The sequence below is a fragment of the Arthrobacter sp. 05T45 genome, from assembly GCF_056395875.1.
In genome coordinates, this window is sequence record NZ_JBFTKI010000007.1 from 88,578 (window position 1) to 110,993 (window position 22,416).

Genomic DNA, 22,416 nt, shown 5'->3' on the forward strand with positions numbered 1-22,416 from the left:
GTGAACTTCTTTTATGGAGGCGTTTCGATGTCGTCTGGGTCCAGCGTGGAGGATCAGCCCGTTTCGATCGGTAGCAGCGAAAGCTACCTCGGGGATTACTACGAGCACCTCGCGGAGGAGGATTTCCGGGCCTATCCCCAGGAAGTCCTGACGGCAAGGACCGAAACCCACCGCCAGATCGCGGCGACGCGGAAGCCGGGCATCGCGAACATCGACCTTCGTGACGAGGCAGACTGCAGCGTCCTGTACATCGTCACCGACGATATGCCCTTCCTCGTGGACTCCGTCAACGCCGAGCTGGTCCGCCAGAACGCGCCCATCCACCTCGTGCTGCACCCGCTTTTCGTGGTGACCCGCAACCGGGAGACGGGCAACCTCGTCAAGGTGGCCCGCGTCCCCTCCCACTTGGGCATCTCCAGCGGTGACACGGCGGCCATGCCGAACCTCTCCCACCTGATCGCCGAGGGCGACAACGCCTCGCACATGGAATCCTGGATCGCCGTCGAGATCGACCTCGTCGGCGAGGAGAAGCGCGCGGAGCTGGTCAAGGGAATCTCCCGCGTGCTTGGCGACGTCCGCGCCGCAGTCGAAGACTGGCCGAAGATGCGCACGAAAGCCCTTGAAATTTCCGCGGATCTGGACAGGGTAGCCAACCGGGCGCAGATTGCCGAGCTGCGCCAGGCCCAGGACCTGCTCCGCTGGCTCGATGACGGGAACTTCACCTTCCTCGGCTACCGCGAATACGACCTCGTGAACGAATCCGGCGAGGATGTCCTTGAACTTCGCGAGGAAAGCGGCCTCGGCCTGCTCCGCGCCGGTGCGGACACCCGCCAGGTCCAGCACCTCACCGAGGCCGGCCGGAAGAAGGCCCGCGAGAAGCGCGCACTCGTGATCACGAAGGCGAACTCCCGCTCCACCGTGCACCGCCCGGCGTACCTGGACTACATCGGCGTTAAAAGCTTCGACGCGGCCGGCAACGTCAACGGCGAACGCCGCTTCATCGGCCTGTTCGCCACAACCGCCTACGCCGGTTCCGTCCGCGATATCCCCGTAGTCCGGGAGAAAGTCGCCGCTGTTCTCAGCGACGCCGGCTTCCCGCCGGACTCGCACTCGGGCAAGGACCTCCTCGGCATCCTTGAAACCTATCCGCGCGATGAGCTCTTCCAGATCGAAATCCCGGACCTCGCCGCCATCGCCACCGGCATCCAGCGGCTGCAGGAACGCCGCCGGACGCGGCTCTTCCTCCGCCCCGACATCTACGGCCGCTTCATGTCCGCCGTCGTCTACCTGCCCCGCGACCGCTACACCACCAACGTCCGCCTGCGCATTGAGCAGGAACTGCGGGAGACCTTCAACGCCGTCTCCATCGACTATGAGGCGCGCATGACAGAGTCCGCTCTGGCCCGCCTCTTCTTCCGGATCCGGCTGCCCAAGGACGCCGACGTCAGCAACGTCAACAGCGACGAACTGGAGAAGCGACTGGTCCGGGCCGCCCGTTCCTGGGGCGAAGGCATTTCCGAAGTTCTGCGCGCCCGCGGCGACGGCGGCACCAAGGAGGACGGCACCAAGGAACTGGCAGCGGTCTGGGCCGAGGCGTTCCCGGCCGGATACCGGGTGGACTACGAGATCGAAGACGCGCTGCAAGACATCGACCGCTTCGAAAAGTACGGTGCCGCGGCCGAACGGGCCGGCGAAGCCGTCAAGGAGCACCCGGGCGTCCACGTGTACCTCCCCGACGGCGCCGGAGCCACACTGGAAGAGGACGCCCGGGTCAAGCTGTACATGCTGGAGCCGAAGAGCCTGAGCCAGATCCTGCCGTACTTCCACAACCTCGGCCTCGAGGTCCTGGACGAACGCCCGTTCGAGATCGAGACCGCGGATCACCGGGACTTCTTCCTCTACGACCTCGGCCTCAAGTACCCCGCCGGCGTGGATCCCCAGGCCACCGGCCAGCTGCTGGGCGAGTTCTTCGGCGCCGCCGTGACCGGCGCCGTGGAATCCGACAGCTTCGACCGGCTGGTACTGCGGGAGGGCATGCACTGGCGCCAGGTTGTCGTACTGCGCGCTTACGCCAAGTACATGCGGCAAATGGGCAACACCAACTCGTTCGGATTCCTGGCTGACACCCTGCTGGCGAACCCGGACGTCACCCGGGGACTCAGCGCCCTGTTCACAGCGCGGTTCGACCCGGCGCTCAGCGACTCCGACCGCGTGCTCAGGGAGGTAGAGGTCCTCGCCGGACTGGATGCAGCGATCGAGCAGGTCGCGACCCTCGATGCCGACCGCCTGCTGCGCACGTTCAAGAACCTGATCCAGGCCACGCTCCGCACGAACTATTTCCAGAACAAGCCCCACCTGAGCTTCAAACTGGATCCGTCCCTGATCGAGGGCCTGCCCTTCCCGCGGCCGATGTTCGAGATCTGGGTCTACTCGCCCCGGGTCGAGGGCGTGCACCTGCGCTTCGGCAAGGTGGCCCGCGGCGGTCTGCGCTGGTCGGACCGGCGCGAGGACTTCCGCACTGAAATCCTGGGCCTGGTGAAGGCGCAGACCGTCAAGAACGCCGTCATTGTTCCGACGGGCGCCAAGGGCGGCTTCTACGCCAAGCAGCTCCCGGACCCCGCCGCAGACCGCAGCGCCTGGATGGCCGAAGGTGTTGAGAGCTACAAAACGTTCATCCGCGGACTCCTGGACATCACGGACAACCTGATCGTGACGCCCGAAGGCGAAACCGTCCGGCCCCCGGCCGACGTCGTGCGCCATGACGACGACGATTCCTACCTTGTGGTCGCGGCCGACAAGGGTACGGCGTCATTCTCCGACATCGCCAACGGACTGGCCGGCGAATACGGCTTCTGGCTCGGCGACGCCTTCGCCTCCGGCGGCTCCGTCGGCTACGACCACAAGGCCATGGGCATCACCGCCCGCGGCGCGTGGGAGTCGGTCAAGCGCCACTTCAGCGAACTGGACCTCGACACCCAGGCCGAGCCCTTCACCGTGGTGGGCGTCGGCGACATGTCCGGCGACGTGTTCGGCAACGGCATGCTGCTCTCCAAGCACATCCGCCTGCTGGCTGCCTTCGACCACCGGCACATCTTCCTCGACCCCACCCCTAACGAGGCAACGTCCTACGCGGAACGCCAGCGGCTCTTCGAACTGCCCCGGTCCTCCTGGGATGACTACGACAAATCGCTCATCAGCGAAGGCGGCGGCGTCTTTGCCCGGCAGGCCAAGTCGATCCCCGTGTCCGCGCAGATCCGGACCGCCCTCGGCCTCCCGGAGGGCACCACGGAACTCAGCCCGCCGGAGCTCCTGCGCGCCATCCTCCTCGCCCCGGCCGACCTGCTCTACAACGGCGGCATCGGCACCTACGTCAAGGCCAGCACCGAAACGAATGCCGAGGTCGGCGACAAGGCCAATGACGCCATCCGCGTTGACGGCCGCGAACTGCGGGTCAAGGTGGTTGGGGAAGGCGGAAACCTGGGGATGACCCAGCGCGGACGCATCGAGGCCGCGCTGCAGGGCGTCATCCTCAACACGGACGCGATCGACAACTCGGCCGGCGTCGACTGCTCGGACCACGAGGTCAACATCAAGATCTTCGTGGACCGGATGGTGGCGGCAGGCAAGCTTGAGCCCGCCGAGCGTGCGGACTTCCTGGCCTCCATGACCGACGAGGTCGGCCGGCTGGTGCTCGAGGACAACATCGACCAGAACATCCTGCTCCTCAACGACCGGATGCGGGTCTCCGAATGGAGCCCGAGCTACGAACGGCTGATGGACTGGCTGGAAAAGTCGGCGGACCTCAAGCGGGACCTCGAGGCCCTGCCCACCACGGACACGCTGCGCGAGCGCCTGGAACAGGGCCAGGGGCTGACCTCCCCGGAGCTGTCGGTCCTGGCCGCCTACGCCAAGATCGAACTTGCCACCGCTTTGCGCGACAGCGACCTCGCCGATGACCCGTGGTTCCGCATGACGCTGCGGGCCTACTTCCCGGAGCAGCTGCGGGAGAGGTTCGACGCCGAACTGGACACCCACCCGCTGCGCCGGGAGATCATCGCGACCGTGGTTGCCAACGACATGATCAACCTCGGCGGCATCACCTTCGCGTTCCGTGCCATCGAGGAAACCTCGGCCACGGAGGCCGCCGTCGCCAAGGCGTTCGTGGCCCTCCGCGAGGTCTACGAGCTCGACATCATGGTCAAGGAACTCAACGAACTGCCGGCGTCGTTCCCGACCGAACACTGGAGCACCGTCCACCTGGACATCCGGCGGCTGCTGGACCGCGCCGTCCGGTGGCTCCTCGGCCAGGGGTCGGCGTCCCGTCCGATCGCCGAGATCGTGGCCGAATTCAAACCGCTGATGGATCCCATGCGGGCCCGGCTGCTCGACTACCTCCGGGGTGACGACCGCGCCCGCGTGGCCGAATGGCTGGAGAAGGCGCGCAGCTGGGACCTTCCGGAAGACCTGGCACACCGCTGGGCGGAACTGTTCGAGAGCTTCGTGCTCCTGGACATCGCCAAGATCGTCCACGGCAGCAAGGAATCCGTGGCCGATATTGCCCACGTGTACTACACGGTCTTCAACCGCTTCCATGCAGATTCCCTGCTCGAACGCATCACCAAGCTGCCGAGGGAGGACCGCTGGCAGGCCCTGGCCCGCGCAGCCCTGCGCGATGACCTCTACTCCACCGTCTCGGACATGACGACGGCGGTGCTCGAGTGCACGCCGGCCGGGACTCCCGCCGAGGAGCGTCTTGCGGTCTGGGAGGGCCAGAACGCGGAGCAGCTGGGCCGGGCGAAGTCAATGTTTGATGAGGTCAATGCGCTCGAGGCCGATGACATGGCCTCACTGTCGGTAGCATTGAGGCTCTTGAGGTCAATCGTCCGACGCTAAGGGGCTGCCGTCCCTGGCGTCGCAAATGGAGGTGCTGTGGCAATCTTTACGGACCCAATCAGGGAACATGCTGATTTTGGCCCGGGGGATGCCGAATGGCTGCATCTCCTGGTCGGCGACTGGCAGATGGTCGCCGACCTCGCGTTCGCCGACCTGGCCCTGTGGTTTCCGCACCCGGAGTTCGGTTATGTGGCACTGGCCCACGTCCGCCCCTCCACCACGCACACGGTGTTCCACGCCGACTTCGTGGGGGAGGGGATCCGGTCGGACCTGCAGCCGCTGGTCGACAAGGCGTGGGAGAGCCGCGCGATCGAACGCTCCAACGAGACCAACTGGAGCAGCGACATGGCCCTGCGGGTCGAGGCGGTTCCGATGGTCCGCAACGGCCGCACCCTGGCGATCGTGACCTCCCATATGGACCTGTCGAGTTCGCGGATGCCCTCGCGGCTCGAGCTAACGTACCGGCAATGCGCCTACGATTTGCTGCGCATGGGAACCCTGGGCCTGTGGCCGGACTTCGCGTCGCCCACAGGCTCGCGCCGCGGCGCGCCGCGTGTGGGGGACGGTCTGATCAGGCTTGACGCCGAGGGGATCGTGCAGTATGCCAGCCCCAACGGGGTCTCCGCGTTCCGCCGCCTCGGCGACGGCGAGTCCCTCGAGGGCCGGTCCCTCGCCGAGGTCACTGCCGGGCTTCTGCGGGACCGGCGCATGGTCGATGAAACCCTGCCGCTCGTCGTCACGGGCCGGATGCCGTGGCGCAGCGAAATCGAGTCACGCGGCGTGAGTCTTTCGCTGCGCGCGATCCCGCTGCGCGACGAGCAGCAGCGGTTCGGCGCCCTGGTCCTGTGCCGGGACGTCTCGGAGCTGCGCCGCCGGGAGATGGAGCTGGTCACCAAGGACGCCACGATCCGCGAGATCCACCACCGGGTGAAAAACAACCTGCAGACTGTCGCCGCCCTCTTGCGGATGCAGTCGCGGCGCATGGTCAGTGACGAGGCCAAACAGGGGCTCGAGCAGGCCATGCGGCGGGTGGCGACCATTGCCCTCGTTCACGAGACGCTCTCGCAGGGCCTGACCCAGAGCGTTGATTTTGACGAGCTCATCGGCCGCCAGTTCCGGCTCTCTGCCGAGGTCGCCTCGCCCTCGCAGCAGGTCAAGACACAGCGTTCCGGCCTCTTTGGCGACCTGCCGAGCGACTTCGCCACCCCGTTGGCCCTGGTCATCAACGAGCTGGTCACGAACGCGGTCGAGCACGGGCTGGAGGGGCGCACCGGTACTGTCTGGCTCATCGCCGACCGGTCGGAGAGCGAGGACGGGGATGAACTTCTCACCGTGACGGTGGAGGACGACGGCGTCGGACTGCCGGACACGCCTTACGTCGAGGGCTTGGGCCTGCAGATTGTCCGCACGCTGGTCATGAGTGAACTCGGTGGCACTATCCACTGGCAGGGAAGGGACGGCGGGGGAACCGCAGTCCAGATTGTCCTGAGCCTGACGCCGCGCTGACATCCTGACGCCGCGCTGATGCCGGGCGCACCGCCGGCTCCGGGCGCACCGGCTTAAACGGACAATGGCCGCGGACCTGTGGGTCCGCGGCCATTGCTGCAGGGTCGTACGATCGTTGCCGGCACCGTAGCTATCGGTGCTTGGGCAGCAGAATTAGGAGGCGCGCCGTGCCCGTGCTGCGCGGCGCTTGAGGGCGCGGCGCTCGTCCTCGCTCATCCCGCCCCACACTCCGGCATCCTGGCCGGACTCCAATGCCCACTGCAGGCAGGTGTCCACGACCGGGCAGCGCCGGCAAACACTTTTCGCTTCCTCGATCTGCAGGAGGGCAGGGCCGGTGTTTCCTACGGGGAAGAACAGCTCCGGGTCCTTGTCAAGGCAGGCTGCGCGGTTACGCCAATCCATGCTGATCAGTCACTCCATTCCTGGGAACTCGTTAAATGCCTTTGTGAAATTATTCACTAGAGGCTTCATAAGAAAAGGGCCCATTGGGGCCCCCTCGGTCATCTGGATTAAGCGTGTCATGTTAACGCTGTGTAAACAAGGGGTAATAGAGGCCAAGATGCCTCGAGACCGTGAGCGATGCATCACATTCAGTGGCGGCGTCCTCACATCTAGACGACTATGTCCGGTAGTGTGCCAGTGTGTCAAGGCCCCCTGTGAACCCTGAAGATCCCCGTGAAAATGCCGGCGAAAACCCCGGTGAGAATCCCCGCGAAAACCCCGGTGAGAGTCTCCCTGAAAATGCCGGCGGGCCTCCCGAAGCAAATTCACTGCCGAATCCGGGCGAAGCCCCTGGCAGTGGCCTTGTGCGGCCTCGGGGAATTGTTGTCATCGCTGTGGTCGTGGCACTGGAAGCCACGGCGCTGCTCGTGGCTGCCGTCTGGTACGGGACCCAGCTTCTGACCGGGGCGCCGGTACTCTCTTTTTGGGGTGCCGTCTTTACGCTCTGCCTGCTGCTGGCCTTCTCCGTGTGGCTCTTTGCCGTCGCACGCTTCCTGCTGCGGGGGTTCCGCTGGCCGCGGGCCGGTGCCCTGGTGGCCCAAATCTTTGTGCTGACCATTGGCTTCCCCACCCTGACCGGCGGCTATCCGTTGGCCGGACTGGCCATGCTGATCCCCGCTGTGACGGCGATCGTGCTTCTGTTCGACAAGCGGGTCATAGCGTTCGCCTCACGGGCTGCCGGAGCCCCTCCCGCCCTGTAGAGGTCCGTCCCGTGCGGCGTGCCGCCCGGGGGAGATGTGGTCCGGGCCGCCGGCGGCGCGGAGGAGTGCCGCCCGGCCGGCCGGGCGGAGCGCAGCCAGCTGGACGGGCGTCGCGCGGCCGTCGGAAATGACGACGGCGCGTCCCGGCGGAGGACTGTGCTCCGGTTCGAACCGGACCCCGAACGGCTCACTGTCCATGAGCCCGCGCGGACGTATCAGGACCGCCCGCCCCTGGCCGCGCGCGATGGCAGCGAGATCCACCCGTTGCCCAAAGCCCGGGCCAAATCCCGCGGTGAGGATCACCCTCCAGCCCAGGCTGTTCAGGGACGCCAAGGCCCTGTTGGCCTCGGGTGAGAGCAGATCGGCGTCATCTGCGAGCGCAATCGCTGTCCGGTCCAAGGTGCCCGCGAGCGCGCTGGCGTGGAGCCCGGACCAGTACTGGCCGGAAGCGGTTCCCGGCCGCGGCGCGAGCCAGGCGCAAGCAGGGTTCATCCCCGGCAGCGCAGCCAGCAGCGTGCTTTTGCCCGAGCCGGGGCCGCCGAGGACCGCGAGAACGCCGCCGGAGGGCAACTGGATCCCCTGCGGGCGCAGTTCGTCGCCGCCGACCCCGAGGACCAAAGCAACCGCCGGGACCGGGACATCAGCCGGGCCGGGCATGGCGCCGGGCGCGGCAGCAGGCGCCGGAATCCTCTGCCCTGGACCGGAGCCGCACCGGGCCAGCACCTCGTCCACGGTCACCGACCCGGGCAGCGCGTCCACCCGGAAGGGCCTCGTCGAGACGGCCCCACTCGTGGGACGCAGCCCGTCCGCGGCCGCTGGTTCGAACAGCTGGGCCGCATGCCCGGTCGCCACAGGCGCGGGAACAAAAGCGCCGAACACGGCCACGCGGCCGGGGAGAGGCTCCAGCGCGGGAAGCCGCGGCCATGCAAGGCGGCCTTCGTCGGTAGAGCCTAAAGGGAAGAAAATCCGGTTGGGCAGGCCAGCGAAGAACCTCGCGGTCACGAGCTCACGCCCGCCGGAGACGAGGACAGTGATCCCTGCCCGGGAACCGTCCCGCACGATGTCATGAACGAGGTCTTCTGCCCAGGCCAGCGGCCCGGACCGGAATGCCGAAACCCAGGCGCCCCAGCCGCTGACCACCAGGACCAGCCCGGGCCGCGGCCGGCCCGCAGGCGCACCGAGCCGTGACGTGGCTTCTTCGGCAATCCGCCGCAGCACCCTGGCAGCCCGGCGCACTTCGTGCAGGCCGGCTACGGCGCCGACCCGGGATTCCGCTGCGGCGCCGCTGAAAGCGCCGGCGGCGTCAAGTATGTACAGGTGCGACTCCACCCTGCCGGCCAGAAGCTGATCAACCGCGAGGGCCAATACTCGGTCCCCGGCACCTGCTTCAGCGCCGACAAGGCCCAGATGCCCATGCCCGGCGGGACTCCAGCCCAGCTCCGTGACGCGTTGGAGCTCCGGCAGGTCCACCCGCCCCAGCCGGACCATGTCCCGCCCGGCGTGCCCGGAACCTGGGTGCGGCAGCAGGGCCGGCAGCGGATCTGCCACCGGCCGGCGGGGCCTTCGTGTGCCGAGACCCTGCCACACGGCCGCAGCGGCGTCGATCAACGCCGCCGCCCCCTGCGCCGGAGTCAAGGCCGGAGCCAGCGCCGGAGCCGGAACCGGTGCCAGGGCCGCGCCGTCGTCTGCTTCGCGTCCGGCGGAGCCGTCGGCCCGGAAACCGGCGGCTGCCGGTGGCCGGGTCAGCTCGTCCGTGGCCGTGCGAACCGCGACCGTCCCGTCTGACCGCGGGTCGGCCCGGGGCGTCAGGGTGGCTGTCTGGAATTTCTCCGGAGCTTGTGCACCGCGGACCAGGAACGCCCGCCCGGGGCGTGCGATGGGAATCGCGGCCGCGAGCCCGGAGCCCATAACGTCGAAGGATTCGGGGCCGGACTGGACCCGGAGCGCGATGCAGGTGGTGACATTGGCCCTGATGTCGGCGTTCAGGGCTCCCTGCGGGCGCTGGGTGGCCATGATGAGGTGGATCCCCAGTGACCGGCCGATGGCGGCAATCCTCATAAGTTCGGTGAGGGCGCCGGGCGCTTCGTCCACCAGGATCCTGAACTCGTCAACGATGATGACCAGAGAGGGGACGGGCGGTCCGGCGGCCGGTGACGCCTCGTAGGCCGCGAGATCCGGGGCATTGGCCCGGGCGAGCAGTTCCTCCCTCCGGCGGACCTCGGCCCGCAGGGAAACCAATGTGCGCTCCACCTGCGCAGCGCCCAGATCGGTCAGCATGCCGACGCAGTGTGGGAGGCCGGTGAGCGGACCCAAGCCGGAGCCGCCCTTGAAATCTATGAAGAGCAAGTTGACCCGGTCCGGCGGATGGCTGGCCGCGAGGCCGGCAGCAAGAGTCCGCAACAACTCCGACTTTCCGGAACCCGTGGTCCCCGCGACCAGGAAGTGCGGACCGTCAGCCTTCAGGTCGATCCGCACGGCACCCCGGGCCGCCACGCCGACGGGCGTACCCAGCCCGGCCTCCGCGCCGCTCCGGGACCAGCGCCGGGAGATGTCCTCTGCCGCGAGGGGAAGGACGTCGGCCAGGCTGCAATGCCGGGGGATAGCCGGCGGGGGAGCCGGCGGCGTACGCCGTGCGGCGCTGAACCCACGGCAAAAGCGGTCAAAGACCTCGGCCGGGACCAGATCCGGCACGAAGTCCACGGGCGGGGACCCAACCCTGATCAGGGCGCCGCGCCGGCCGAGGACAATGCCGGGGTGTACGCCGGGACCGGGCTCCGGCGAGCACTCGATCACCCTCCACCCATGCGCCGCCGCCATTGCCCTGAATGCCGGGCCGGCGCCAGCAGCGCCGGGACCGGGCGCGGCGCCTGACTGCGCCGGAGTGTCCCAAAGAATGAGGACGCCGCGGTCAAATCCCCCGCCATGACCCGGAGGACCGCCGGGACCGCCGGGGCCGCCGGGGCCGCCGGGGCCGCCGGGGCCGCCGGGGCGGCCGGGACCGCCTGGACCGCCTGGACCGCCTGGACCGTCGGGAGCGCCTGGACCGTCGGGAGCGGCGGAACCGGCGGCCAGCACGGCCGCAGTGGTGGCGTCATTCGCGGACAGTGTGACGCCGGGCAGGAAGCGCGCCGGCAACGGCACCGTGTCCGCAGGGCCATGCAGCAGCAGTCGGGTGCTGTCCGCCAGGGGATAGGCGGCCAATTGCAGGATGAACGAGCGCATCAGTCCGGCCGTCGCGGGCGCGGGGCCGTGGACGGTCACCACCGCCGGGACCGGGTCCAAGGTCAGGGGCACCTGGCCGAGCGACGGTGGCCGAAAGCCGGCGTCGGGTGGTTCGGGCCGGATATTCGCGCTCTGTTCCGCCAGCCCGAGCCGCAGGCAGATGTCCGGCGGCTCCCCGCCAGGCGCACGGGCTGCCGGGGGCACCGCAGCCGCGCAACCAATGGTCAGGTCAGCCGCGGAAGGTGCGGCGTGCCGGCGTCGTTCCCTGTCCTGCAGGGCGGCCTCCGCCACAGCGGCCTGGAACTCGCGACGCTGGCGGCGGCCCGAGAGGAACGGGACCAGGACGGACACGCCAGAGACTGCGGTGAAGGCCAGGAACATCCACATGCCGGTGAGAAATGCCATGCCGACGCCGACCAGGAGCGGCAGCACCGCGGCCAGCGCGATGGCGGCCCGGTGGCCTTGGGCGGCGGTGCCGCGGACAACCAGCGGCGCGGCAACGCTGGAGCCTGCCAGCACCGTCACGGCGTCCGGGGCAGCACGGGGCACGCCCGATGGCCCGAGCCGGAGCGAGATAGTGGAATCGCCGCATCGGATCGAGGACGCCGTGGTCACCGGGGCCGTTCGCACGCTCCGGCCATCGACGCTGGTGCCGTTCGCACTGCCGAGGTCCATGATCGTGACGTCCGAGTCCCCGACGTCCAGGCGCGCGTGCTCCCGGGAGAGCGCGGCATCAGGGATCACGACCTCGGTGCCCCCGCGTCCGATCCGGAAGCTTCCCCGCCGCAGGGCGACCAGCGTGCCCGCGCCGGGACCGCTGTCCACGGCGAGCAGCAACGTGGCAGTGTGCCGTCGGCCCGGCCCGGAGCTGAATCCCGCCCCCGATCCCGGCACGAGCCCAGCACCCTCAACCAGCACAGCACCCTCAACCGGCACAGCACCCTCAACCAGCACAGCACCCTGGACCAGGGGAGGCATGCCAACGGTCATGGCGGCGACCGGCGCTCCGCGGACCGACAGCTCACCGGTCCCGTAGCACCGGGCGACGGCAGCCTCCAGGTCCGCGCCCGGGCACGGGTCGGGGACCTCGACGGACAGCTCAATGAGCTGCCCGTCCGGCGTCGTACCTGCTGCGGGGGCGCTCTGCATCAGGCTGCTGGGCGCGAGAGTGCAGTGGTAAATCATCCGCGGCATCCTTTCCGAGCGGCCGTCCTGTTCCCCGGGTCCGGTTCCCCGGGTCCGGTTCCAGAGTAGGGAGGCTCCGGCCCGGCAGCGCCGGGGAAAATGATCCATGTGGAAAACGCTTCGGAGCGGCGCCGCTGCCCCCGCCATGCGAGGCTCCCGGGCCCGTGACGGGGGTGGCATCTGATCGCGGGGCCAGCCGCGATTCGCCGGTACCCGCAGGGTCTCAGGTAGGCTAGACCAGCAGACAATGCACAACATTGCGCTGCCCGCATTCGAACCAGGAGAGTTTGTGACCGCTGACCTCGTCATCGTAGGGTCGGGCTTTTTCGGCCTGACAATCGCAGAACAGGCCGCCACTGAGCTGGGCTTGAAGGTAGTCGTCATCGACCGCCGGCACCACATTGGCGGCAACGCCTACAGCGAAAAGGAAGAGCAGACCGGCATTGAGGTGCACCGCTACGGTGCCCACCTCTTCCACACGTCCAACGACCGCGTGTGGGAGTACGTAAACCGCTTCACGACGTTCACGAACTACGTCCACAAGGTCTACGGCGTGCACAAGGGCGAGGTCTACTCCCTGCCCATCAACCTGGCCACGATCAACCAGTTCTTCCGGGCCAACCTCACCCCCGGGCAGGCCCAGGAACTGATCAAGGAGCAGGCCGGCGAACTGGCTGGCACCGATCCGCAGAACCTGAACGACAAGGGCATCCAGCTGATCGGCCGCCCGCTCTACGAGGCGTTCATCAAGCACTACACCGGCAAGCAGTGGCAGACGGATCCGAAGGACCTGCCCGCGGGCATCATCTCCCGCCTTCCGGTGCGCTACAACTACGACAACCGGTACTTCAACGACAAGTACGAGGGCCTTCCGACCAACGGCTACACGGCCTGGATCGAGAAGATGGCCGAACACCCCAACATCGAGGTGCGGCTCAACACGGACTTCTTCGATGAGTCCCACGAATACAGCAAGGGCAAGGTGGTCGGCAACATCCCGGTCGTCTACACCGGACCTGTTGACCGCTACTTCGACTACGCCGAAGGCGATCTGTCCTGGCGCACCATCGACTTCGAAGAAGAAGTGCTCGACGTCGGGGACTTCCAGGGCACGTCGGTAGTGAACTACAACGACGAAGACGTTGCGTACACCCGCATTATCGAGCCGCGCCACTTCCACCCGGAGCGCGACTACCAGACGGAGAAGACGGTCGTTATGCGCGAGTTCTCCCGTGCCGCGGAGAAGGGCGACGAGCCCTACTACCCGATCAACACGCCCACGGACCGCGACCGGCTCCTGAAGTACCGCGACCTGGCCGCGGCCGAGCAGGATGTCCTCTTCGGCGGCCGCCTCGGTACCTATAAGTACCTGGACATGCACATGGCGATCGGCTCGGCCCTGACCATGTTCGACAACAAGATCCGCCCGCACTTCGAAGGCGGCGCAAAGATTGAAAGCGGAGGAGTGGACGCATGAGCGCCGCAACCGACACCCAGGTAGATTCCGCCCAGCAGTGGGACACCCTGCAGCGGGTCATCCTGCCCAACGCCAGCCAGATGGACACGGTTCCCCTGTACATGGACATGGGTACCGCGACCGGCATCCAGCTTCCTACGGTCGGCAGCGGCGACGGCAAGAAGGCCCGGGCACAGTCCTTCAGCAGCTCCACCAAGGAAGCCCACGTTGAAGACTTCCTGTCCCGCAGCTCCACCAAGGTCCGTTCGGGGGAGCGGGTATCGTTCGGCAGCTACTTCAACGCCTTCCCGGCGAGCTACTGGCGGCGCTGGACGTCGGTGGACAAGGTCCGCCTTCAGGTCCGCACCCAGGGCGCCGGATCCGTCATCGTCTACAAGTCCAACGCCCGCGGATCCCTGCAGCGCGTCGACACGCGGCGCGTCGAGGGTTCGGCGGAGAACACCTTTGAGCTGTCCCTTGCGCCCTTCGGCGACGGCGGCTGGTACTGGTTCGACCTCGTGGCGGGCTCCGAACCGCTTGTCATGGTCGACGCCGAATGGCAGGGCCCCGCTGTTGAGAGCACGCCCGGGTCTGTCACCCTGCAGATCACGACGCTGAACAAGACGGACTTCTGCCTCAACAATCTTCGGCTGCTGGCCGAGAACCCGGATGCCCTCAAGCATGTCCAGGAGATCCTGCTGGTTGACCAGGGCACGCAGAAGGTCGAGGACGCGGACGGCTTCGCCGAAGTCCGTGAATCTCTTGGCGGCAAGCTGCGGATCATCAACCAGTCGAACCTCGGCGGCTCCGGCGGCTTTGCCCGGGGCATGTTCGAGGCCGTCGAAAACGGCAGTGACTACGTCCTGCTCATGGACGACGACATCGTGGTTGAGCCTGAAAGCATCATCCGCCTGCTCACGTTCGCGGACCGCTGCAAGACGCCGACGATCGTCGGCGGCCACATGTTCGACCTCTACAACCGGACGGTTCTCCACACGTTCGGCGAGGTGGTCAACCCCTACCGCTTCCAGCCGTCATTGCCGAGCGAGGACATGGTCCTTGGGCATGATTTCCTGTCCTCGAACCTGCGCCAGACCTCCTGGCTGCATCGCCGCTGCGATGTGGACTACAACGGCTGGTGGATGTGTCTGATCCCGACCTCGGTTATCCGGGAAATCGGCCTCTCGCTTCCGCTCTTCATCAAGTGGGACGACTCGGAATACGGGCTGCGCGCCAAGGCGCACGGCTTCCCGACAGTTTCCCTGCCGGGTTCGGCCGTATGGCATGTGTCCTGGATCGACAAAGACGACCTCGTGGGCTGGCAGGCCTACTTCCACGCCCGCAACCGGATCGTGGCGGCGCTGCTCCACAGCCCCTACGAGCACGGCGGCCGCGTGGTGCGCGAATCGCAGTATGCGGACATCAAGCACCTCGTGTCGATGCAGTATGCGACCGCGCACGGCCGTGGCTGGGCGCTTGAGGATGTTCTCAAGGGCCCGACCGACCTGCCGGACCTGCTGCCCTCGAAGCTGCCCGAGATCCGGAAGATGATGGCCGGCTACTCGGACTCGATTTTCCAGGCCGACGCGGACGATTTCCCGACGCCCAAGATGGACAAGCCGCCGCGCCGCGGGCACGGCGTGTCGCAGCCGTCCAGGGTCACCCTCCTTCCTTGGGCTGCCAAGACGGTCGCACGCCAGTTGTTCCGCCCGGTCACCAAGACGAGTGCGGAACGTCCGCAGACCAACATTGCGCACCAGGACAACCGCTGGTGGCGGATCGCGCAGTTCGACAGCGCCATCGTCTCCAACGCTGAAGGAACCGGGGCTTCCTGGTACAAGCGGGACCCCAAGCGCGTGCGGGAAATGCTCACCGAGAGCAGCCGCCTGCACGCTGCCCTGCTCAAGGACTGGCAGTCGCTGAGCAAGCAGTACAAGGCGGCGATGCCGGAACTTACGTCCCTGGATTCCTGGAAGAAAATCTTCGAAGAACACACCCAGAGCGAAGTGAAATAGCGTGACAACCACGATTTCCGGGGAATTGACCCGCCCGGGTCTCGGTGGTGGATTTCGGGATCTTCGCCAGTCCAGTTTTCTGCTGAAACTGCTGGTCCGCAAGGAACTGAAAGTCCGCTACCGCGGCTCCGTTCTGGGTCTCCTTTGGTCCTATGTGAAGCCCGCTGTGCAGTTTCTCGTGTTCTATGTGGCCTTGGGCGTCTTCCTGGGCCTGGAACGCAGTGCACGGAACCCGGACGGCCTCTCGAACTATGCCGTGTATCTCTTCTCCGGAATCGTGCTGATCAACTTCTTCTCCGAAGCCCTCGGGAACTCCGCGCGATCGATCGTGAACAACGGCAACCTGATTAAGAAGATCTATCTTCCCCGGGAGCTGTTTCCGGTGGCGTCGGTCTGGGTATCGGCCGTGCATTTCTTCCCCCAACTCGTTGTCCTGGTAATCGGATGCGTCGTCGCCGGGTGGCACCCGGACGCGTTCCAGCTCCTGGCGGCGGTAGGCGGATTCGCCATTGTGGGCTTCCTGGCCACCGGGCTCGGGCTGTTGTTCGGGGCCGCCAACGTGTATTTCCGTGATTCGGAAAACCTCGTTGACATGCTCCTGATGGTGGCGACCTGGGCATCGCCCGTCATGTACTCCTGGACCATGGTGGAATCAAAGCTGGGACCCGGGCTCTTCGCCCTCTACCAGGCAAACCCCATCACGGTCGGCGTCGAGTTGTTCCACTATGCCTTCTGGTACCCCACAACTGACGGTTCTGCCGCGATGCCGCCGAACCTGTTCAGCCTGTGGCTGCCGGTCGGCATGATCATTTCGCTGGTGGTCCTGGCACTGGGACAGCTAACTTTTCGGCGGCTTGAAGGCCGCTTTGCCCAGGAGCTCTAGATGGCAAACGCGATTGAAGTTTCCAATGTCAGCAAGGAGTTCGTGCTCCGCCACACCCGTTCCATCAAAGAGGCGGTTGTCTGGCTCGTGAAGGGCCGCAAGGGGGATCTTTCCAAGAAGTTCCACGCCCTGAAGGACGTCTCCCTGATGGTGGAAACGGGGGAGACCGTGGCGCTGCTCGGCCTCAACGGCTCCGGCAAGTCCACGCTGCTCAAGCACATCTCCGGCGTGATGCTCCCGGATTCCGGCAGTGTCTATACACGCGGCCGCGTGGCCGGGCTGATCGAGGTCGGGGCGGGTTTCCATCCTGACCTGTCCGGCCGCGACAACGTGTACCTCAATGGAGCGATCCTGGGGATGACAGAGAAGCAAATCAACGAACGCTTCGACGCGATCATCGAATTCTCCGAGATCGGCGAATTCATCGACACGGAAGTCAAGTTCTATTCGTCCGGCATGTACCTGCGCCTGGCGTTTTCCGTGGCAGTCCACACCGACCCCGAGGTCTTCCTGATCGACGAAATCCTCGCCGTCGGAGATGAGCCGTTCCAGCGCAAATGCATAGCCAAGATTCAGGAACTGGCCCAGCAGGGCAAGACTCTGGTGGTTGTCAGCCACGACCTTGACCTGGTGTCGCGGATCTGTTCCCGGGGTGTCTATCTCGAGCATGGCAACGTATTATTCGACGGACCTATTCATGAGGCCGTTGCCCGCCTCCGGGCCTAGGCAGTGCCGCGGCCGGTATCGGCAGCGCATCTGTTGGGACCATGTCCACTGGACATGGTCCCAACAGGTTCCAGGCAAGCGCACACAGCGCAAAATACCGATGACGTTGTTTGAAAACCGAAAGAGAACTGTGACCTCTGTGCCGTCGGCGGCTGTCCTGACCCAGCCCCAGGGCTCCCCCGAGCGGGCCAGGCCCGCCAGCAACACGGGCACTTCCAGGGCGGGAAGGAACGGCCGGCGACTGGACATCCAGGGGCTGCGCACCCTGGCCGTGGGCATGGTGATCATCTATCACGTCTGGCCCGGCATTCTCCCCGGCGGTTTTGTCGGGGTCGACGTCTTTTTCGTCATCTCCGGCTTCCTGATCGTGGGATCGCTCGTCCAGGAACTGGCGCGTACCGGACACATCCGGCTCTCTACCTTCTACGCGAAACGGATCAGGCGCCTGCTGCCGGCTGCCACCACGGTTCTGCTGGCGACCATGCTGGGCGCCGTGGTCCTGCTGCCGCAGAACCGCTGGCAATCCATTTCCCTGGACGTCATCATGTCCGCCCTGCAAGTGCAGAACTGGAACCAGGCCTTCAGCGTGGACAGTTACGCCGCGGCGACCGCCCTGGTGTCCCCGGTGCAGCACTTCTGGTCCCTGGCCGTGGAAGAGCAGTTCTACCTGATCATTCCCGTCATCCTGCTGGCGGGAGTGGCCGTCACCGTGAAACGGCGCCTCCGGATCGAAACCGTCTCCTTATGGATCCTGGCGGTGGTGTCACTGGCGTCGTTCGTCCACAGCGTCGCCTTCTCGTCCTCCCAGCACGACATGGCCTACTTTGCGACCACCACGCGGATCTGGGAGCTGGGCGCCGGGGGCATCGGCGCCCTGCTGATTCCCAAATTGCGCCTGGGCCCGGTGCGGGCCTGGCTTTCGGGCTGGATCGGCCTGGGCGTGATCGTCTATTCCGCGATGGCACTCTCCGTTGCGATGGACTTCCCGGGCAGCATCGCCCTCCTGCCCGTCGCGGGGACATTGCTGCTGCTCACCGCGGGTTCGCCGGCGGCCGAACCGGCCACTCCGGGCAGCCCTGCCGGTTACTCGGCAAGCCGGGTCCTCAGCCTGCGGCCAGTGACCTACATCGGCGATCTCTCATATTCCCTCTACCTGTGGCATTGGCCCGTCGTCGTGATCTACGTCTTCCACCTCGGGCGGGCTCCGGGCGTCATCCAGGGAACCGCCATGGTGGCCATCAGCCTGGCCCTGGCGGTCGCTTCCTACCACCTCGTCGAGCAGAAGTTCCGGCACGGAAGCCCAGCCGCCCAAGGATCGACGCCCGGACGGTGGGGATTGCTGCGCCGGAATGCCTTCGTCCTGGCAGCAGGACTGATCGTGGCGTCGACGGTGGCAGCGGCGGTGCCGTGGGGCGTCGTGGAAGCCAAGTCGCAGCAGCTGAACGCGGCCATGAACCTGCGCGACTATCCCGGCGCGACGGCATTTGATCCCGTCCGGCCCGCCGCCGTCCCCGACGGCGTGCCCGTCCGGCCCGATCCCGCCGTCGCCATGAAGGATGTGCCACTGACCTGGACGGAGACGTGCGGGAAGTTCAACCCGGCCGTCACCGGGGTTGACCAATGCGTTTTCGGCGCGCCGGAGGCCACCCAGACGGTGGTCGTCGTCGGGGACTCACACGCCGCGCAGTACGTGGATCCGCTAGTGATTGCCGGCGCAGACGGGGGCTGGAAAGTACAGGCCATGGTCCGGAACGGATGCCCCTTCACGGCAGCGCCGGCCGCCAATGGCACCACGGTGTACCGCAGTTGCTCGGAACAGAACAAGGCCACATTGCAGCGCATCCTGACGCTGCGTCCACGGTTGGTGGTGGTATCGGGAATGGCGCCGGCCGGCTACCGCGAAGCCCTCAACTGGACGTGGGGCAGCCCGGAAGAACTCGTCAACGGCTATGTCCAGCTCCTGAAGCCGCTCCGGGAAGCCGGGATCCGCGTGGCCGTCGTGCCCGACACGCCGTATCCGGAATTTTCGGCACCGGACTGCGTCCAGGCCAATGGACCAGGCTCGCCCGCGTGCCAGTTCAGCGCATCCGACGCCGGCACCGCCGCAGACCCCCTGCAGCTGGCCGGAGCACGCGTGCCCGGCGTCGAGGTTCTGGATATGTCCGCCTATTTTTGCCGGCAGGGGATCTGCCCGGCCGTGATCGGCAACGTGCTCGTGTACCGGGACAACCACATGACCAACACCTTTGCCAAGACGCTGGCACCGGCACTGGCCCGACAACTCAGTTTCTAGGCAGCGGCCGCGGAGGTGCCCCCGGAGCCTGCCCCGCGGGCCAGGGACCGGCGCAGCCTGCGGGCAGGTTGCGGGCAAGGTGCCGCTGCAGGCTGCGGAACCTGCCCCGCAGCCTGCAGCACGCCGGGGTTCAGTTCCCGCAGGCCGTGACCTTGTAGAGCTTCGCCTCGCCCTGGCTGTCAATGAGCTGCACACCGGGGTTCGCTGCGAGATTCCGCAGCCCGGCGGGAGTGTGGTCTCCGCCGTGGACTTCGACCGGGCCGAAGTCCAGGATGTAGTAGGCATTCGCCGCGCGGACTGCCTGGCAGACGCTGGCGTCCGTCGTCACGTTGCCCATCGAATCGTAGATCCGCTTCACATCCGGAGAGACGTAGCTCATGACATGCAGCTGGGCCGACTTCCGCTCGCCCAGCGCGTAGGACAGCGCCGCACCGGTGTAGGGATTATCGATCAGCAGGGCATTTTCGGGGACAGTCTGGGGCAGGCGCTTCATGAGCTGGAGCTCGTCGGTGGAGACCAGCGGCGAATCGGCGGCGAGCCTGTAGTTCCTCGAGCCCTGCTCAACCTCCAGCTCCAGGCCGCCCTGCTGTCCCAGGGCGATGGCGGCCAGCACGACGGCGGCGATGCCCACGGTCCGGTAGGCCGCGGTTCCGGCGCGCCCCCAGCGCGGAGAGCCGTCAAGGGCCACCGCGAGGGCCTTGGACCGGCCGCGCACCGTCAGGATGCGGCGCCCTGCCCAGTCAATGCCGACGGCGACCAGCAGGACCGCAACCAGCGGCAGCAGGGCGGCAATCCGGTAGCTGTCGTTGTACCAGACGCCGGTGAGGAAGTCCCGGGTTTCCGACCTGGTGAAGCCGGAGACCACAACGAACAGATAGCTGAACAAGGCGAAGACGGCGGCGATCCACAAACGCTGCCAGCGGTCCTGGAAGCACGCCCAGAGGCCGAGGAATACCAGCGGGGCCACGAGCCAGGCCAATGCCAGGCCATCGGGGGAGATGGTGACGGCTTCGCCGATGGCCTTCGGAATGCTCTGGTAGGGGCCCCAGAACGAAGCCTCCAAGGGCGGGCGCAGATTGGTCCACAGCAGGTCGAACGCGACGGCGTACCCGGCGACCGGCAACGCCAGCCTCAAGACGTACGAGCGGGCGCGGGCCTGCTTCCGCCGAAGGGCAGCCGCAGAGCGCCACACCAGCGTCACCACCATGGGCAGTGTCCACGTCAGCCAGGCCATGAACGTCGTGGGATGGGCGACAATCAGGCCGGTGAGCGCCAGCAGCAGGGCAAGTATCGACGCGAGATCGCGGCGGACCAGTCCGGGCGCCAACCCGGCACACGCCGCCGCCAGGGCGACGCTGGAGGGCAACACGCTAATGGCCAGCAGATTGGGATACAGGACCCCAAAGTCCATCATGAGCAGCGGGAAGGCACCCAGCGACGCCGCCGCAATGCCTGCGGCGACCAGCGCGGCCGGGCGTCCCCCCACCACGGACCGCGCCAACAGGAGGCATCCCAACGGCCAGAACACGGCCGCAAGGACGATGCTGGTGATATTGACGGCGAGCGGGACGCTCGCGCCCGTTGCCATGGCGACGAGGGTGGCTACAGCGTTCCAGCCGGCCGGGTAGGCGCCGCCGCCGGTCATCGCACCCAGGGTCAACGACGACGCCTGGCCGGTATCCAGGGCAAACCTGACCGAATTCAGGTGGAAGACGGCGTCATACGTCTGGGAAATGGCCTGCGGGCTGCCGATGAGGTGGACGGTGTGGACGGCGAGGAGCCCGCCGGCGATGACGGCTCCGGCCAGCGCCGCGAGGTCGCCGCGGACGTCCGGCACCCTCAACGGATTCAGGCCGGTTGCGGCCGGGCCGGAGGGCCGGAACCGCGCCGCCCACAAACCGAGCAGGGACAGAGCCACCGCCACCACGGCCACGGGGAGCAGCCCGAACTTAACCTTTAGGAACGGGGCCAACGTGGAGGTGATGACCACAACACCCACGGTCAGTGCAGGGGCCAGCGCCAGGGCGCTGAATCCCCTGAATCGCAGGGCAACGGAGATGATCAGCCCGGGCAGGACCAGGACAGCGCAGGCGATCAGGACCTGCGGTAAGACGGACATCCACATGAAGGGTTACGGCTCCAGGAGTTCGAGGAGGTACGCGCCGTACCCGCTCTTGACCAGCGGCTCGGCGCGCTGGCGGAGTTCATCGTCGCTCAGGAAGCCCTGGCGCCAGGCGATCTCCTCCGGGGCGCCGATCTTCAGGCCCTGCCGGTTCTCGACCGTCCGGATGAAGTTCGACGCGTCGTTGAGGTCATCGAAGGTTCCGGTGTCCAGCCAGGCCGTGCCGCGGGGCAGGATTTCGACGCGGAGCTTGCCCCTTTCGAGGTAGGTCCGGTTGACGTCGGTGATTTCCAGCTCGCCGCGGGGCGAGGGCTTCAGGTCCTTGGCGATCCCGACGACGTCGTTGTCGTAGAAGTACAGGCCGGGCACGGCGTAGTGGGACTTGGGCCGCTCCGGCTTTTCCTCCAGCGAGACGGCCTGGCCGGCGTCGTCGAACTCCACGACACCGTAGGCTTTGGGGTTCTTGACCCAGTAGCCGAAGACGGCACCGCCGTCGATGTTTTCATGCTTGCGCAGCTGGGTTCCCATCCCCTGGCCGTAGAAGATGTTGTCACCCAGCACCAGGGCAACCGTCTCGTTGCCGATGTGCTCCTCGCCGAGGATGAAGGCCTGCGCCAGTCCGTCGGGGGAGGCCTGCTGGACGTAGCTGAGGTTGATGCCGAACTGCGAACCGTCGCCGAGGAGGCGCTTGAACTGCTCGGCGTCATGCGGGGTGGTGATGATCAGGATGTCCCGGATGCCGGCCAGGATCAGCGTCGACAGCGGGTAGTAGATCATCGGCTTGTCGTATACCGGGACGAGCTGCTTGCTGATGCCGTGGGTGATGGGATGAAGACGAGAACCGGTCCCGCCGGCAAGAATTATTCCGCGCATGGTATACATACTCTCCTACCGGTCTGCACTCGGCCAAACC

General features: G+C 66.8%; 12 protein-coding genes. 8 read left to right on the forward strand and 4 right to left on the reverse strand.

The genetic code is table 11. From position 1 onward, the window contains the following. Positions 1-27 precede the first annotated feature (27 nt). Positions 28-4,893 carry an NAD-glutamate dehydrogenase gene (locus tag AC1DGD_RS09905; RefSeq protein WP_476856691.1) on the forward strand — a complete coding sequence of 1,622 codons (4,866 nt, stop codon included), beginning with the start codon at positions 28-30 and terminating at the stop codon, positions 4,891-4,893. Positions 4,894-4,929: 36 nt separating this feature from the next. After that, a complete protein-coding gene (locus AC1DGD_RS09910) occupies positions 4,930-6,399 on the forward strand; it encodes a sensor histidine kinase (protein ID WP_223916150.1) in 1,470 nt (489 codons plus the stop codon). A gap of 153 nt (positions 6,400-6,552) precedes the next feature. Here the strand turns inward: AC1DGD_RS09910 and AC1DGD_RS09915 are convergent, their stop codons facing one another. Further along, positions 6,553-6,801, reverse strand: coding sequence for a WhiB family transcriptional regulator (locus AC1DGD_RS09915; protein ID WP_003804966.1), 249 nt, complete (start codon positions 6,799-6,801; stop codon positions 6,553-6,555). A 440-nt stretch (positions 6,802-7,241) separates the two neighbouring features. Between AC1DGD_RS09915 and AC1DGD_RS09920 the strand changes: the two genes are divergently transcribed. Beyond that, positions 7,242-7,601 carry a hypothetical protein gene (locus AC1DGD_RS09920; protein ID WP_476856692.1) on the forward strand — a complete coding sequence of 120 codons (360 nt, stop codon included), beginning with the start codon at positions 7,242-7,244 and terminating at the stop codon, positions 7,599-7,601. On the opposite strand, the gene AC1DGD_RS09925 is transcribed toward AC1DGD_RS09920, so the two are convergent. Then, positions 7,569-12,008, reverse strand: a complete 4,440-nt coding sequence (locus tag AC1DGD_RS09925) for an FtsK/SpoIIIE domain-containing protein (RefSeq protein WP_476856693.1) — start codon at positions 12,006-12,008, stop codon at positions 7,569-7,571. The genes AC1DGD_RS09920 and AC1DGD_RS09925 overlap by 33 nt on opposite strands. Before the next feature lie 289 nt (positions 12,009-12,297). Here AC1DGD_RS09925 and glf point away from each other — a divergent pair, with 289 nt between their 5' ends. From glf to AC1DGD_RS09950, 5 genes are all read left to right on the forward strand, one after another. Beyond that, complete coding sequence (gene glf / locus AC1DGD_RS09930; RefSeq protein ID WP_223916143.1) at positions 12,298-13,485, forward strand: UDP-galactopyranose mutase; 1,188 nt, start codon at positions 12,298-12,300, stop codon at positions 13,483-13,485. Further along, complete coding sequence (locus AC1DGD_RS09935) at positions 13,482-15,479, forward strand: glycosyltransferase (RefSeq protein ID WP_476848793.1); 1,998 nt, start codon at positions 13,482-13,484, stop codon at positions 15,477-15,479. Before glf ends, AC1DGD_RS09935 begins: the two co-directional genes overlap by 4 nt. A gap of 1 nt (position 15,480) precedes the next feature. Further along, entirely contained in the window at positions 15,481-16,362 is an 882-nt protein-coding gene (locus AC1DGD_RS09940) for an ABC transporter permease (RefSeq protein WP_476848794.1), read from the forward strand. After that, positions 16,363-17,088 carry an ABC transporter ATP-binding protein gene (locus tag AC1DGD_RS09945; protein ID WP_243181203.1) on the forward strand — a complete coding sequence of 242 codons (726 nt, stop codon included), beginning with the start codon at positions 16,363-16,365 and terminating at the stop codon, positions 17,086-17,088. It abuts the gene before it with no gap. 130 nt (positions 17,089-17,218) lie between these two features. Next, positions 17,219-19,381 (forward strand): acyltransferase family protein, encoded by a 2,163-nt coding sequence (locus AC1DGD_RS09950; RefSeq protein ID WP_476856694.1) that lies wholly within the window; start codon positions 17,219-17,221, stop codon positions 19,379-19,381. Between the two features lie 130 nt (positions 19,382-19,511). On the opposite strand, the gene AC1DGD_RS09955 is transcribed toward AC1DGD_RS09950, so the two are convergent. Continuing rightward, on the reverse strand, positions 19,512-21,500 hold the full coding sequence (locus tag AC1DGD_RS09955) for a DUF6541 family protein (protein WP_476856695.1): 1,989 nt from the start codon (positions 21,498-21,500) through the stop codon (positions 19,512-19,514). Between the two features lie 12 nt (positions 21,501-21,512). Continuing rightward, positions 21,513-22,376: a glucose-1-phosphate thymidylyltransferase RfbA gene (rfbA, locus tag AC1DGD_RS09960; RefSeq protein ID WP_028276020.1), complete on the reverse strand. Its 864-nt coding sequence runs from the start codon at positions 22,374-22,376 to the stop codon at positions 21,513-21,515. Positions 22,377-22,416 lie beyond the last annotated feature (40 nt).